The sequence below is a fragment of the Flavobacterium daemonense genome (assembly GCF_007341385.1).
GTDB lineage: Bacteria > Bacteroidota > Bacteroidia > Flavobacteriales > Flavobacteriaceae > Flavobacterium > Flavobacterium daemonense.
The window spans coordinates 1-13,820 of record NZ_VJYD01000004.1; the positions used below are offsets into that span (position 1 = coordinate 1).

Annotated in this window: 13 protein-coding genes; 11 read left to right on the forward strand and 2 right to left on the reverse strand. The window is 33.7% G+C overall.

What is annotated here, in order from left to right; genetic code table 11:
• Positions 1–212: 212 nt before the first annotated feature.
• Complete coding sequence (locus FND99_RS06230; RefSeq protein WP_144337112.1) at positions 213–605, forward strand: SRPBCC family protein; 393 nt, start codon at positions 213–215, stop codon at positions 603–605.
• Positions 606–835: 230 nt separating this feature from the next.
• Here FND99_RS06230 and FND99_RS06235 read toward each other — a convergent pair whose 3' ends face one another.
• The gene (locus FND99_RS06235) at positions 836–1,576 is read right to left on the reverse strand and encodes a biotin--[acetyl-CoA-carboxylase] ligase (protein WP_144337113.1); all 741 of its coding nucleotides are present in this window, start codon (positions 1,574–1,576) and stop codon (positions 836–838) included.
• A 93-nt stretch (positions 1,577–1,669) separates the two neighbouring features.
• On the opposite strand from FND99_RS06235, the gene rsfS reads away from it, so the two are divergent.
• The 8 genes from rsfS to FND99_RS06275 all read left to right on the forward strand — a co-directional run bounded on the left by rsfS (position 1,670) and on the right by FND99_RS06275 (position 8,425).
• A complete protein-coding gene (rsfS, locus tag FND99_RS06240) occupies positions 1,670–2,041 on the forward strand; it encodes a ribosome silencing factor (protein ID WP_007809313.1) in 372 nt (123 codons plus the stop codon).
• Positions 2,042–2,056: 15 nt separating this feature from the next.
• Entirely contained in the window at positions 2,057–3,982 is a 1,926-nt protein-coding gene (gene ftsH, locus FND99_RS06245; RefSeq protein ID WP_144337114.1) for an ATP-dependent zinc metalloprotease FtsH, read from the forward strand.
• A gap of 114 nt (positions 3,983–4,096) precedes the next feature.
• Positions 4,097–4,702: a lactate utilization protein B/C gene (locus tag FND99_RS06250; RefSeq protein WP_144337115.1), complete on the forward strand. Its 606-nt coding sequence runs from the start codon at positions 4,097–4,099 to the stop codon at positions 4,700–4,702.
• 1 nt (position 4,703) lies between these two features.
• Entirely contained in the window at positions 4,704–5,594 is an 891-nt protein-coding gene (locus tag FND99_RS06255; RefSeq protein ID WP_144337116.1) for a phosphatidate cytidylyltransferase, read from the forward strand.
• A complete protein-coding gene (locus FND99_RS06260; protein WP_144337117.1) occupies positions 5,584–6,237 on the forward strand; it encodes a phosphatidylserine decarboxylase family protein in 654 nt (217 codons plus the stop codon). Before FND99_RS06255 ends, FND99_RS06260 begins: the two co-directional genes overlap by 11 nt.
• Complete coding sequence (locus FND99_RS06265; protein ID WP_144337118.1) at positions 6,237–6,506, forward strand: acyl-CoA-binding protein; 270 nt, start codon at positions 6,237–6,239, stop codon at positions 6,504–6,506. The genes FND99_RS06260 and FND99_RS06265 overlap by 1 nt, the downstream gene beginning before the upstream one ends.
• Positions 6,507–6,514: 8 nt before the next feature.
• A complete protein-coding gene (locus FND99_RS06270) occupies positions 6,515–7,297 on the forward strand; it encodes a superoxide dismutase (protein ID WP_144337119.1) in 783 nt (260 codons plus the stop codon).
• 69 nt (positions 7,298–7,366) lie between these two features.
• Complete coding sequence (locus FND99_RS06275; RefSeq protein ID WP_144337120.1) at positions 7,367–8,425, forward strand: glycoside hydrolase family 130 protein; 1,059 nt, start codon at positions 7,367–7,369, stop codon at positions 8,423–8,425.
• Positions 8,426–8,492: 67 nt separating this feature from the next.
• Here the strand turns inward: FND99_RS06275 and FND99_RS06280 are convergent, their stop codons facing one another.
• Positions 8,493–10,364 carry an alpha-amylase family glycosyl hydrolase gene (locus FND99_RS06280; RefSeq protein ID WP_144337121.1) on the reverse strand — a complete coding sequence of 624 codons (1,872 nt, stop codon included), beginning with the start codon at positions 10,362–10,364 and terminating at the stop codon, positions 8,493–8,495.
• A 341-nt stretch (positions 10,365–10,705) separates the two neighbouring features.
• On the opposite strand from FND99_RS06280, the gene FND99_RS06285 reads away from it, so the two are divergent.
• The gene (locus FND99_RS06285; protein ID WP_144337440.1) at positions 10,706–12,334 is read left to right on the forward strand and encodes an OstA-like protein; all 1,629 of its coding nucleotides are present in this window, start codon (positions 10,706–10,708) and stop codon (positions 12,332–12,334) included.
• A 100-nt stretch (positions 12,335–12,434) separates the two neighbouring features.
• Complete coding sequence (locus FND99_RS06290) at positions 12,435–13,628, forward strand: aspartate aminotransferase family protein (RefSeq protein WP_144337122.1); 1,194 nt, start codon at positions 12,435–12,437, stop codon at positions 13,626–13,628.
• Positions 13,629–13,820 lie beyond the last annotated feature (192 nt).

The window sequence follows — 13,820 nt, forward strand, 5'->3', positions numbered from 1 at the left end:
AGATTTTAGATTTTAGATTTTAGATTTTAGATTTTAGATTTTAGATTTTAGATTTTAGATTTTAGATTTTAGATTTTAGATTTTCTAAAAGTCGCTTTGCTCCTTTTGGAATTCATCTAAAGTTTTAGCTTTGCGAGCTTAGCGTTTATTTATAAAACCTTATATATTAAAAAAATCTTAGCGCCCTTTGCGTTAAAAATAAAAAAAACAATATGAACTTAGAAAGTCCAAAAGTTACTGTTCAGAAATCAGCTCAAGATTTATTTGATCAATTGACTGATGTAAAGAATTTTGAAAAATTAATGCCAGATAATATCGCTAAATTTGAAGTGACTGGCGAAGACTCTTTTATTTTTGGATTGAAAGGCATGCCGGAAATCAAATTGAAAATGAAAGACAAAACAGCTCCAAACAAAATTGTTTTGGGTGCTGCAAGCGATAAACTTCCATTTACTTTGGTCTCTGACATTGAAAGTATTTCAGATTCTGAAAGTGCTGTTCAATTGAAATTTGATGGTGAATTCAATGCTATGATGGCCATGATGATCAAAGGGCCAATCAGCAAGTTTATCGAAACTTTAGCAACTAACATGCACAAACTTTAATAATTGTAAATTATTAATTGTGAATTATAAATGAAAAAGTCCGATCTAACGATTGGCCTTTTTTGTTTTTTTTGTCATTTCGATGTAAAGAGAAATCACACTAGATTTTCCGTACAGAAGATCACCAATCTTTGTAGAGCTTCTAGTGAAATTTCTCCTTACATCGAAATAACAAACGCTTCGTTTTAAAAAACTTAGCATCTTAGTATCTCAGAACCTTAGCAACTTCCTCAATAAAGCATCTGAACTTCCTTAATATCAAATTCGGAAACAGAATCATCTTCGAGCAAAACCTGCAATTTCCCCACAGGAGAAACACCTTGAATAATTCCCATAAAATTTTGTCCAGATGAATTAGTATCAAGATTTTTAAAAGGCATTGGAACACCTTTTCTAAAAAGCGAATTAAAATAATTATCCCAAAAAACGGAAGCTGAATCTGACCAACAATCTATTTTTTGTTTAATTTTCTCGATAATCAATTCAGGTAAAATATCTTTATTAAGAGAATTTCCTAAAATAACTGCCAATGAAGAAGCATTTGGCAATTCATCAAAATTAGTCTGATTGACATTCAATCCTAGACCGACAACTGACACGATTCTGCCATCACTTTTAATAGTGTTTTCAATTAGTATGCCACCAATTTTTTTATTGTATGACATAATGTCGTTTGGCCATTTTATGCTTAAATCGGGAATATTTAATGATTTTAAAACCTCAATTACACTTAATGACACTATTAAGCTTAGATTAAAAACCTGTTCGTTATTAGCAATAAAATCCTTTACCAAGGCACTCATAATTAAGTTTTTACCAGATTCGGATCGCCACTTTGCTCCCATTTGCCCTTTCCCTTTTGTCTGATTTTCAGCCGTTACCACAGTAAAATTATCAAGTTCATCCTGGCTAGATAATGCTTTTAGAAAGTCGTTTGTAGAATCTATGGCATCGAGTTTGATTAGTTTCATCCAAGTAATTTATAATAACTTAATTTAATATTTTGTTAAGGTTCAAAAATAATCACAAAATTTGGTAACTTTACAAATTCATAAAAATAATTCATGGCGAAAAAGACTATTAATAATGATGTTCTACTGGCGAACATAATCAAAGGGATTGAGGAAGTAAAAGGAAATGATATCGATATTCTTGACTTAAGAGAAATAGATACGGCTGTATGTGACTATTTTGTCATTTGCAATGGATCTTCAAACACCCAAGTTAACGCCATCGTAAACTCTATTCAAAAAACAGTATCTAAAGACTTAAAAGATAAACCTTGGCACGTAGAAGGAACCGATAACGCAGAATGGGTTCTGATGGATTATGTGCATATCGTGGTACATGTTTTCCAAAAACACATTCGTGAATACTATAATATCGAGAGCCTTTGGGGTGACGCCAAAATAACTACAATCGAAAACAAATACTAAAGAAAAATTTTTCTAATGGCTAAAGATAATAATCCAAATCCGAATAAATTTAAAATAAGTCCTTGGTTAATTTACACCGCAATACTTCTAGTTTTTTTATTTATAAGTTTTGCAACCGGAGGATCTAACTTAAGCGAGCCTGCTCAATTGACTTCTTCTAAATTCAATACGTTGTTAGAAAAAGGACAAATTGAAAAAGTTATCGTTTATAATAAAGCTGAAGCTGAAGTTTACTTGACTCCTGCAGCTCTAAAAGACAAAGCAAACGAGAAAGTCTCTAAAGATATCTTTAAAAACCCTAACAAAGGGCCACATTATACTTTAGAAATTGGTAACGACCAAATCTTCCAAACTAAACTTGAAAAAGCTGTTGGTGAAGGAAAATTAAAAGATTTCAATTTCCTTCAAAAAAACAATTGGAGCGATATTTTAATCAGCTTGCTTCCTATCATCATCATTATTGGTGTATGGATTTTCATCATGCGTAAAATGTCTGGCGGAGGCGCTGGCGGAGGCGGACAAATTTTCAATATTGGAAAATCAAAAGCTAAACTTTTTGACGAAAAAACAGACATCAAAACAACTTTTAAAGATGTTGCAGGTCTAGAAGGTGCGAAAGAAGAAATTCAAGAAATTGTTGAATTCCTTAAAAATCCTGAAAAATATACAAACCTTGGAGGTAAAATCCCAAAAGGCGCTTTACTTGTAGGACCTCCGGGAACTGGTAAAACGTTGCTTGCAAAAGCGGTTGCAGGTGAAGCTCAAGTTCCATTCTTCTCATTGTCAGGTTCTGACTTCGTTGAAATGTTTGTGGGTGTAGGTGCATCTCGTGTACGTGATTTATTCAAACAAGCAAAAGAAAAATCTCCTGCAATCATTTTCATTGATGAGATTGATGCTGTTGGTAGAGCAAGAGGAAAAAGCAATATGTCAGGCGGAAACGACGAGAGAGAAAACACTCTGAACCAATTATTGACAGAAATGGATGGTTTTGGTACCAACTCAAATGTAATTGTTTTGGCTGCAACAAACAGAGCTGACGTTCTTGACAAAGCTTTAATGCGTGCAGGACGTTTTGACAGACAAATTTTTGTTGACTTACCAGACATTCGTGAAAGAGCTGAAATTTTCCAAGTTCACTTAAAACCAATTAAAAAAGTTGAAGGTCTTGATCTTGATTTCTTAGCAAAACAAACTCCAGGTTTTTCTGGTGCTGATATTGCAAATGTATGTAACGAAGCTGCATTAATTGCCGCAAGAAACAACAAAGATGCAGTTGATAGACAAGATTTCCTTGATGCTGTAGACAGAATCATCGGTGGTCTTGAAAAGAAAAACAAAATCATTACGCCAGAAGAGAAAAGAGCAATCGCAATTCACGAAGCTGGTCACGCAACTGTAAGCTGGATGTTGGAACATGCTGCCCCACTTATTAAAGTAACTATTGTTCCTCGTGGACAAAGTTTAGGAGCTGCTTGGTACTTGCCAGAAGAAAGACAAATCGTTAGAACAGATCAAATGCTTGACGAAATGTGTGCAACTATGGGCGGAAGAGCTGCTGAAAAAGTAACTTTTGACAGAATTTCGACTGGTGCATTAAGCGATTTGGAAAAAGTAACGCGCCAAGCTCGTGCAATGGTAACGATTTATGGTTTGAATGATAAAATCGGAAACGTTACTTATTACGATTCAAGCGGACAAAGCGAATACAACTTTTCAAAACCATATTCTGACGAAACAGCAAAAATTATTGACGCTGAAATTTCAGAATTAATTGAAGGCCAATACCAAAGAGCTATTCAAATTCTTGAAGAAAACAAAGACAAGTTAAATCAGCTTGCTGATATCTTAATAGAAAAAGAAGTTATCTTTAAAGATGACTTAGAAACTATTTTCGGAAAACGCACTTTTGATAAAAATCTGGAAGAAGTGGTTTCGTAAATAATTCAGAAATATGTAATATTTTTTAAAATCTTAATTCAAAATAGCCTTTTGAATTAAGATTTTTTTATCTTTGAACGTTTTCAATTAACATGTAAAGTATTTCATATAAAAATGAATTTTTTCAAAAAAATATTTGGTTCCAGTGAAGCCGCTTCTGATGAAGAAAATGAAAGCGAATACGGAAGAAATCCTATTCAAAACAGTCATTTATCTATAGACGAACAATTCATTTTCAATTTTAAGAAAAATGGTGGCAAATTTTTGTATTGTGAAAACACACAAGAAGTTGCTGAACAATTTGAAAATATTTTAGAAGAAAATGATTGGTTTGAAAATGAAGTTTTATGTTACGAGCCGGGTCTTTTTCATTTATTAGAAGAAAATAAACTACCTCATATTTCACCAAAAAGCCCAAAATTCTTATTGGCTTCATGTGAAAATTTAATTGCTGATGAAGGTTCTATTTTGTTTTCGTCTAAACAAATCAGACAAGACAAACCCAACGAGCTTCCGGCAAATATTGTAATTATTGCTACTACAAGTCAGATTCTACCAATGAAAAGCGACGGATTAAGTGCAATTAAACGCAAATACGAAAGAGACTATCCTACCAACATTACCACTATAAAATATTTCGAAAAGGCAAAAGAGGAAGATTTTACGCAATACGGAAGTGTTGCGAAGAATCTTTATTTATTGCTTTTAGAAGATCTTTAAGATGAACGAAACACTGAAGAGAACCATTTCTGGTGCTGTTTATATCGCTTTGCTGCTTACCTCTATTCTGTTTTCGACTGAAAGCTTTATTGTTCTTTTTGGTATCTTCTTAATTATCACAATTTATGAATTTTCCAATTTAGTGAACCTGAATAAAATATTTTCTATTTTATTTGGAACTATATTATTTTCTGCCATTATACTTGTTAGTCATTATAATAAGCAAACTACTGCATATTTAAATGATTTATTTGGCGCAAATCTTGACTTAAGTACCAATATCAAACAATTAGACTTAATACTTTTAGCAGTTACGCTGGTAATATCTATCAAATGCATTCTGTTTTTATTTTATGATTCGGTTCAAAAAATAAGTACTTCTTCTAAATATTTGTATTTATTAGGTTATATCACTCTTCCATTTATTTTTATTGTAAAAATTTCCTTTGGAACTAATGATTATAACCCGAAAATTATTCTTGGGCTATTCATTTTAATCTGGACCAACGATACTTTTGCGTATTTGGTTGGAAAATCAATGGGTAAGCATAAGTTATTTGAACGTGTTTCTCCTAAAAAAACAATCGAAGGTTTTTTAGGCGGAGCTGTATTTGCCGCTTTCGCCGGTTTTTTAATATCAAAATTATACATTCAGCCCAAACCTGAGTTTAGCAATAAATCAATTTTAATTTGGACAACGATCGCAATAATTGTGAGTATCTTTGGCACAATTGGAGATTTAATCGAATCCAAATTTAAACGAATTGCAGGCGTAAAAGACAGTGGTTCAATTATGCCAGGCCATGGAGGTATTTTAGATCGTTTAGATAGTGTTATATTTGTAGCACCAATTATATTTTTATTTTATCAAATTTTATATTATGTTTCATAAAGAAGGAGGACCATCTATTTTACTAGGTACAATTTTTGCCGTTGCTGTACTGTTAATTGCTGAAAAATTTATAGGTATTACCTGGCTGAGAATGCTTGTTCAAATTGCTGGCGTAGTAGTTTTGATTATTATTCTGCAATTTTTCAGAAACCCAAAAAGAATTGCAATTCGCAACAGCGATCACATCCTTGCGCCTGTAGATGGAAAAGTTGTGGTTATCGAAGAAGTTTACGAAGGTGAATATTTTAAAGATAAACGTTTGCAGGTTTCTATTTTCATGTCACCTATAAACGTACACGTTACTCGTTATGCGATGGACGGAATTATAAAATTCAGTAAATATCATCCTGGAAAATTTTTGGTAGCATGGCATCCAAAAGCAAGCGAGGAAAATGAAAGAACTACAGTGGTAATCGAAAATGATACTTTTGGAGCTGTTCTTTACAGACAAATCGCTGGAGCATTAGCAAGAAGAATTGTAAATTATGCAAATGAAGGCATGCAAGTTGTTCAAGGTACTGATGCTGGATTTATTAAATTTGGTTCGAGAGTAGATTTATTTTTACCTTTAGGTACTCCAATTGATGTTGTTTTAGGACAAAAAGCAATTGGCGGAAAAACAATTATTGCTACAAAAGCTTAATGACCAAAAAAGATTTAGATACACGTTTCGCAGAGGCTGTCGAAAATGCTCTAAAAATGACACAGGCCTCACTGCCTCAAGATGTGCAGTTGCGACTTTATGCTTATTACAAACAAGCAACTTTTGGAACAGCAGTCTACAATCAATCTCAAAATTTTGACTTAAGAGATGCTTTCAAAACAAATGCATGGATGCAGATCAGTCATATCTCGATTGAAGAAGCGAAAGAAAGTTATATCGAAATCATTAATTCACTAACATCAAAATAAATTACATTATGAAGAAAAACATTACTCGTTTTGGCATTTTGGCTTCATTTTTCGTATTATTTTCATGTAATGACAGCAATAAACTTACCGAAGTTGTTGAAGTTCCTTTGCCAACAAAAGAAGAAAAAATTACGATTGGATCGCCTGATGAAGTTACGGTTGCGCCGGGTTCTTTTGGAATTACAAAGCTGCCTTTCGGCTACGATGGCTTAGCACCAGATATTCGTTCTCTTACTTTAGAAACTCATTATTCTAAACATTATGTTTCGTATACAAATAATTTCAACAAAGAAATTGTTTCAACGGAATATGAAAATATGCCTATTGAGGATATTTTAAAGAAAATGGATCTCAGCAATGCAAAACTTCGTCAAAATGCTGGTGGTTATTATAACCACACGATGTATTTTAATCTTTTGACGCAAAAAGAACAAACACCAAAAGACACACTTGCTGGATCAATAAATAAGGAATTTGGGTCTTTTAATAATTTAACAAATCAGTTTAAAGCGCAAGCAGAAAAACAATTTGGATCTGGATGGGTTTGGTTGGTTGTGGATCGTTATGGCAAACTCCAAATAACAACTACAGAAAATCAGGATAACCCTTTAATGAAAAATGCCTTGATTCCGGGAACTCCAATTTTAGGAATTGATTTATGGGAACATGCTTATTATCTTGATTACCAAAACAGAAAAGGAAGTTATATTGATGCTTTTTACAAACACATAAATTGGGAAAAAGCAAATGAATATTACAAAGAGGCTTTAACGAAAGTTAAAAAAGTATAAATTTAAAAAAAGCTGATACAAAACAAGTATCAGCTTTTTTTGTATCTTAATGTTCTGATTTAAAAGAACATGAAAGATATCGCCAAACGTTTTACAGAAAATCCCCTATTATCGCCAAAAGATCTGCGCGCAAGCCATGATGGATTAGAGATTACTTGCCTGTTGAATCCAGGAGTTTTTCAATTCCAAAATAAAATTTGGCTGGCCGTACGCGTAGCTGAAAGACCGAAACAAATTGAAAGCAGTATTTCATTTCCTGTTTTAACTGATCTTGGCGCTATCGAAATTATCGAAATCATAAAAGATCATCCAGAATTAACTGCAACAGACGCGCGTGTTATCAACTATCAAGGCGCTGATTACTTAACGACTTTATCTCATATTAGACTTCTATGCAGCGATGGCGGGCGTCACTTTTACGAACCCGAAGGTTATCCACATCTTGTTGGCGAAGGAATTCTGGAGGCATTTGGAATCGAAGATTGTCGTGTTTCGTTAATTGAAGGAAAATATTACCTGACATTTACTTCTGTATCAAGCAATGGCGTTGGCGTGGGATTGCGGACTACAACAGACTGGAAAGTTTTTCAAAAACACGGAATGATTTTACCGCCCCATAATAAAGATTGTGCCATTTTTGAAGAAAAGATAAACGGATTGTTTTACGCTCTGCATCGTCCGAGCAGTGTTGATATTGGAGGAAATTATATTTGGATTGCATCATCTCCAGACGGTATTCACTGGGGAAATCATAAATGTATTGTGAGGACCCGAAAACAATATTGGGACAGTAAAAGAGTTGGTGCAGGCGCTGCGCCCATCAAAACTGAAAAAGGCTGGCTAGAAATTTATCATGGAGCCAATGAACAACATCAATATTGCTTAGGTGCATTTTTAATGGATTTGAATGATCCATCAAAAGTGATTTCGAGAACTGAAGACCCAATTATGTTTCCTTCAACCGATTATGAATTAAGCGGTTTTTTCGGAAACGTTGTTTTTACTAATGGACATATACTTGATTCTGACAACGATACTCTGACAGTTTATTACGGAGCTTCTGATGAATTTGTTTGTGGTGCTCTATTTTCAATCAAAGAAATTCTTTCGCTTTTAAAAGATTTATAAAACAAAAAAACTTGTTTAGATTCAATTAATCCAAACAAGTTTCATTTAATTCAAAATCGTTCTTTTTTTAGTTTACTTCAAAAATAAACGATTCTGAAGGCTTTATTTTGATTCTTGCTGTACCTTCGCCATTTTCTACAGTAAAATAGGTTTTACTTTCTAAATATAATTTATCTACAAGCACATATTTACCATCTTTTAATTTCCATTTTGAAATAACATCAGCTGGAACTTTTAATTCGAATTCGCTTGTTTTATCTGAAGAAAAATTAGCAATAACAATCAGTTTTTGCTTTTCGGACCAACGAACAAATGAATAAATCAATTCGTCATATCCTGGATTATTTTGACGATTAACCGACTGAATTTCTTGAAAACTTCCCATTAAAGCAGAACTATTAATAGAAAAATTCAAAAGCCTTTTATAGAAATCACGTAAATTTTTCTCTGAATCAGATAATTTTCCGCCGTCAAATTTTCCATCATTCATCCATCTTTGATGATTTGGAACTCCAATATAATCAAAAATCGACGTTCTGGAACGTTTTCCAAAACCTGCATCTTCATTTCCTGCCTCCCCTACTTCTTGTCCAAAATAAACCATTGTAGGCGAAGTACTTATTGTTGTCGAAACCACCATTAAAGGTTTTCCACGTTCTGGCGTTCCTGCAAATTCTGGACTTGCTAAACGCTGTTCGTCATGATTATCTAAAAAATGAAGCATATGATGCTCAATATCTGCCATTCCCTTTTGAATGTCTGACAAACCATCTGGCGAAGATTTTCCCCTAATGACGTCTTTCAATTTATCATACGTTTCCACTTTATCATACAAATAATCCATTTTTCCTAAACGGATATAATTTCTGTATTCGTTTGGATTATAAACTTCTGCCAATAAAAAGGCATCAGGGTTTTTCATTTTTATAGCCGAATTCATGTAGCTCCAAAATTCATACGGAACCATTTCAGCCATATCGTAACGAAAACCATCTACGCCTTTTGCTGTCCAATACAAAGCAATAGATCTGAATTTCTTCCAAGAATCTGGAACGTCTTTGTCTTGCCAAAAAGCAAAATGCTCTTTATAAGATTTCTGGTCATAACCTGCTGGAAGTTCAGGAAAATCTTTTGATCCATCGGGACGAATTCCGTAATTTACTTTTACTGTTTCATACCAATCATTTTGGTCTGGTTTTGCTTTACGCGAACCATTTCCTGTCCATTTTGCTGGATTTTCGTTAAACTTTCCATCAATAAGCGGATTTTTTTCTCCATTTAATGGAACATCTCCATCAGGAATTACAAACGCCGTATTCGGAATATAATAAAAGTTATTATTTCGTTTGTATTCGACCGTTACATCATCATCGGCACCAAAATCACGAACGCCTTCAGGATTGTTTTTTCCTTCATATTTTCTGGCAATATGATTTGGCACAATATCAATAATCAATTTAAGTCCGGCTTTGTGTGTACGATCAATTAGCGCTTCAAATTCCTGAAGTCTGTGAGCAGGATTTTCTGCTAAATCAGGGTTTACACTATAATAATCTTTTACGGCATATGGTGACCCTGCGCGGCCTTTTACAACTTCAGGATCATCATTTGAAATCCCAATTGCAGTATAATCACGAACCAAAGCATGATGTGGAACTCCAGTGTACCAAATATAAGTTACGCCAAGATCCTTAATTTCATGCAAAGCTTTGTCTGTAAAATCATTAAATTTTCCAACGCCATTTTCTTCAATTGTTCCCCAAGGTTTGTTTGTTGTATTTTTATTTCCAAACAATCTCGTAAAAACTTGATAAACTACAACTTTCTTGGTTGCAGCATTTTCTTCTTTTGCTGTACTCATTTTTAAATCGTTTGTTTTACATGCCGAAAAAAGCATGCTTGCTGCCATTCCTGCAGCAAAAAATCGTTTATTTATCATATTCACTATATAATCTTGCTTTTTTGAGATTTTGGAATTAAAATTATTTTCCAAAACCATTTTCTAAATTTAATCTAATTTTTAAAACTTGAATAAAAACAGATTTCAAATTATTCTAAATACGATTCAAAACAGTAAACTACAACGTGAGAGTAAATGTTTTTGTTAATAAATTTAAGCCTCAAAGTTTTAAATTAGCAAAGGCACAAAGACCTTGTGTGCCTCTGAATCTAAAAATATAAATTAATCCTAATAACATTATAAGGTTGTATCCTTTTTCATAAATTTGACAAAAATTTAATCAATTGAAGAAATCACTCTTTTTCATATCTTTTTGTCTGATGTTATTCACTGTGCAATTCGGTTTTGCGCAGGCATCAAAAAATAAACAGGAACCTAAAAAAATCATTATAGAGAACGCTGATTTTTCTGATGTCAATCAAGAATTAGCGCCAGATGCCCTTTTATTGACTGGAAATGTAAAAATAAATCACGACGGAGTGGTTTTGACTTGCAACAAAGCTTATTTTTTTCAGAAAGAAAATTATTTAAAAGCCTTTGGAAATGTGCAATTAGTGCAAGGTGATACTTTATACTTAAACAGTAAATATGCTGAATATAACGGAAATCTAAAAAAAGCATTTGCAACCGGAGATGCCGTAATGACTTCACCAGACGCTACTTTACAAACCGATACAATCAATTTTGACCGAAATGTACAGCAGGTTTTTTATAACACTAAAGGAACAATTGTCAACAAAGACAATACGTTAGTGAGCAAATCTGGACGTTATTTTGTTGCCGAGAAAAAGTTTCAGTTTTTAACCGAAGTGACTATTACGAATCCGAAATATGTGATCAAATCAAATCATTTGGATTATTACAGTAATTCTGGACATACTTATTTACTTGGACCTTCGACAATTACAAGTAAAGCCAATTATATTTATACCGAAAAAGGTTTTTATGATACCAAGAAAAATCTCGCTCATTTTCTCAGAAAATCGTATATAAGATATGACGACCGACTCATAGAAGGCGATAGTTTATATTACGACCGAAATGTAGAATTTGCATCGGCAACGCGAAATGTAAAAATAACCGATTCGATAAATCGTGGTATTGTAAAAGGCCATTATGCTGAAATTTTCAAGTTAAAAGATTCGATGTTTGTTACCAAAAGAGCTGTGGCGGTAAATTTTGTCGACAACGATTCGGTTTACATTCATGGACAAAAGTTAATGGTAACGGGAAAAGAAGGCGAACGAATTTTAAGAGCTTTCAAAAATGTTCGTTTTTACAAAACAGACATGAGCGGTAAATGCGATTCGATTCATTCTAATTCTAAAACGGCATTGACCAAATTAATTGGAAATCCAATTTTATGGAATGGCGAAAGTCAGATTACAGGTGATATTATGCATTTAATTGGCGACAAAAACACCAGAAAAATTGATTCTCTAAAAGTCCTCAACAATACTTTTTTGGTCTCGCGGGACACTTTAGGAACCGGTTTTAACCAAGTAAAAGGGCTCAATTTATTTGGGAAATTCCTTGACGGAAAACTCCATGATGTCGATATAATCAAAAATACCGAAGTTCTCTATTATAGTCGAAATGATCAAAATGAGTTAGTTGGAATCGACAAAAGCGTGAGCAGCAAAATCAATTTGATTTTGGAAAATAATGCAATCGAATCTATCACACTTTATAATAATGTTGATGGAGATTTATATCCTGAAGCTGATTTGCCCGAAAACGCGCGTAAATTGCGAGGCTTACACTGGCGTGGCGATGAACGAATTAAATCGAAAGATGATATTTTTACCGAAGAAGACAACGAGCTCAATGACAAATTAGTCAAAGAAGGAAAAGATCAGGAAGAAAAAGACAAAAACGTCCCGATGAAAGTCAGGAAAGAGACTTTGAATTACGACAAAAAGAAACCGAAAGCTAAAACTAAGAAATAGTATTCAGTGTTCAGTTTTTAGTATTCAGTAGCAGTTTTCAGAAACTTGAAACAAAAAACTTAGAATCTTAGCATCTCAGCAACTTAGTATCTCAAAAAAAATGAATCCAGATTTTATAAAATATCAGGCACAAACTTCTCCTTATCCTTTAGGAATGGAAGTTTCTCATGCCATTGGCTCTTATATTTACGACACAAGCGATAAAAAATATTTAGATTTTGTTGCGGGTGTTTCTGCTTGTACGCTTGGACATCAGCATCCACGTGTAAATCAAGCAATAAAAGATCAGTTGGACAAATATTCACATGTAATGGTTTACGGCGAATATTCACAAAGTCCTGCTGTTCAATACTGCAAATTAATGGCTTCACTCCTACCAGAATCTTTAAACAAAACTTATTTAGTAAATTCTGGTACAGAAGCAATCGAAGGTTCGTTAAAATTAGCAAAACGAGTTACAGGACGCAGCCAACTTATTTCTTGTCATAATGCCTATCATGGGAACACAATGGGATCTATGAGCGTTATGGGATTTGAAGAACGAAAACAAGCTTTTAGACCCTTACTTCCTGATGTCGATTTTATCACTTTCAACAACGAAGAAGATTTACAGAAAATAACAACTCGAACGGCAGCAATTCTATTAGAAACCATTCAAGGCGGTGCAGGATTTATTCAGCCAGAAAACAATTTTCTGCAAAAAGTGCGAAAACGCTGTGATGAAGTTGGCGCATTAATGATTGTTGATGAAATTCAGCCAGGTTTCGGAAGGACCGGAAAGCTTTTTGGATTTCAAAACTACGATGTCATTCCGGATATTGTGGTTATGGGTAAAGGAATGGGAGGCGGAATGCCTGTTGGCGCTTTTACTGCTTCTGCCGAAAAAATGGATCTTTTGACCGAAAAACCAAAACTCGGGCATATTACTACTTTTGGTGGGCACCCTGTCATTGCGTCAGCCTGTTTAGCTACTTTGCAGGAATTAACTGAAACAAATTTAATGGCAGAAACGCTGGAGAAGGAAAAACTCTTCAGATCACTTTTGGTACATCCTTTGATAACAGAAGTTAGAGGAAAAGGATTAATGTTGGCTGCGATGACAGAATCAGCCGAAATTACAAACGAAGTCATTTTAAATTGTCAAGACAGAGGTTTGATATTATTCTGGCTTTTATTTGAAGGATGTGCGATACGAATTACGCCTCCTTTAACAATTTCCGAAGATGAAATCAGAGAAGGCTGCGCCGTAATTTTAGCAGTGATGGATGAAATATTAGAAAAGCGCAACAAATAGGTTTTTAAAATTATTTCAACGGTCGTTTCTTCATAGCAAGCTACAAGCAGAATATTAAATATCAGATTTACAGTCGATTAAAATTTTCGATTTTAAATAAAAATAACAACAAATGAAGCTAATCCCTTGAGAATAAAGGAGATTTCTTCCCAAAATAGAATAAAAAACATCATATATTGTTAATTAAATTGT

Excerpts from the sequence above, each read along its gene's own strand:
- FND99_RS06230 (WP_144337112.1), top strand. The coding sequence starts at position 213 with ATGAACTTAGAAAGTCCAAAAGTTACTGTTCAGAAATCAGCTCAAGAT.
- FND99_RS06235 (WP_144337113.1), bottom strand. The coding sequence starts at position 1,576 with ATGAAACTAATCAAACTCGATGCCATAGATTCTACAAACGACTTTCTA.
- rsfS (WP_007809313.1), top strand. The coding sequence starts at position 1,670 with ATGGCGAAAAAGACTATTAATAATGATGTTCTACTGGCGAACATAATC.
- ftsH (WP_144337114.1), top strand. The coding sequence starts at position 2,057 with ATGGCTAAAGATAATAATCCAAATCCGAATAAATTTAAAATAAGTCCT.
- FND99_RS06250 (WP_144337115.1), top strand. The coding sequence starts at position 4,097 with ATGAATTTTTTCAAAAAAATATTTGGTTCCAGTGAAGCCGCTTCTGAT.
- FND99_RS06255 (WP_144337116.1), top strand. The coding sequence starts at position 4,704 with ATGAACGAAACACTGAAGAGAACCATTTCTGGTGCTGTTTATATCGCT.
- FND99_RS06260 (WP_144337117.1), top strand. The coding sequence starts at position 5,584 with ATGTTTCATAAAGAAGGAGGACCATCTATTTTACTAGGTACAATTTTT.
- FND99_RS06265 (WP_144337118.1), top strand. The coding sequence starts at position 6,237 with ATGACCAAAAAAGATTTAGATACACGTTTCGCAGAGGCTGTCGAAAAT.
- FND99_RS06270 (WP_144337119.1), top strand. The coding sequence starts at position 6,515 with ATGAAGAAAAACATTACTCGTTTTGGCATTTTGGCTTCATTTTTCGTA.
- FND99_RS06275 (WP_144337120.1), top strand. The coding sequence starts at position 7,367 with ATGAAAGATATCGCCAAACGTTTTACAGAAAATCCCCTATTATCGCCA.
- FND99_RS06280 (WP_144337121.1), bottom strand. The coding sequence starts at position 10,364 with ATGATAAATAAACGATTTTTTGCTGCAGGAATGGCAGCAAGCATGCTT.
- FND99_RS06285 (WP_144337440.1), top strand. The coding sequence starts at position 10,706 with ATGTTATTCACTGTGCAATTCGGTTTTGCGCAGGCATCAAAAAATAAA.
- FND99_RS06290 (WP_144337122.1), top strand. The coding sequence starts at position 12,435 with ATGAATCCAGATTTTATAAAATATCAGGCACAAACTTCTCCTTATCCT.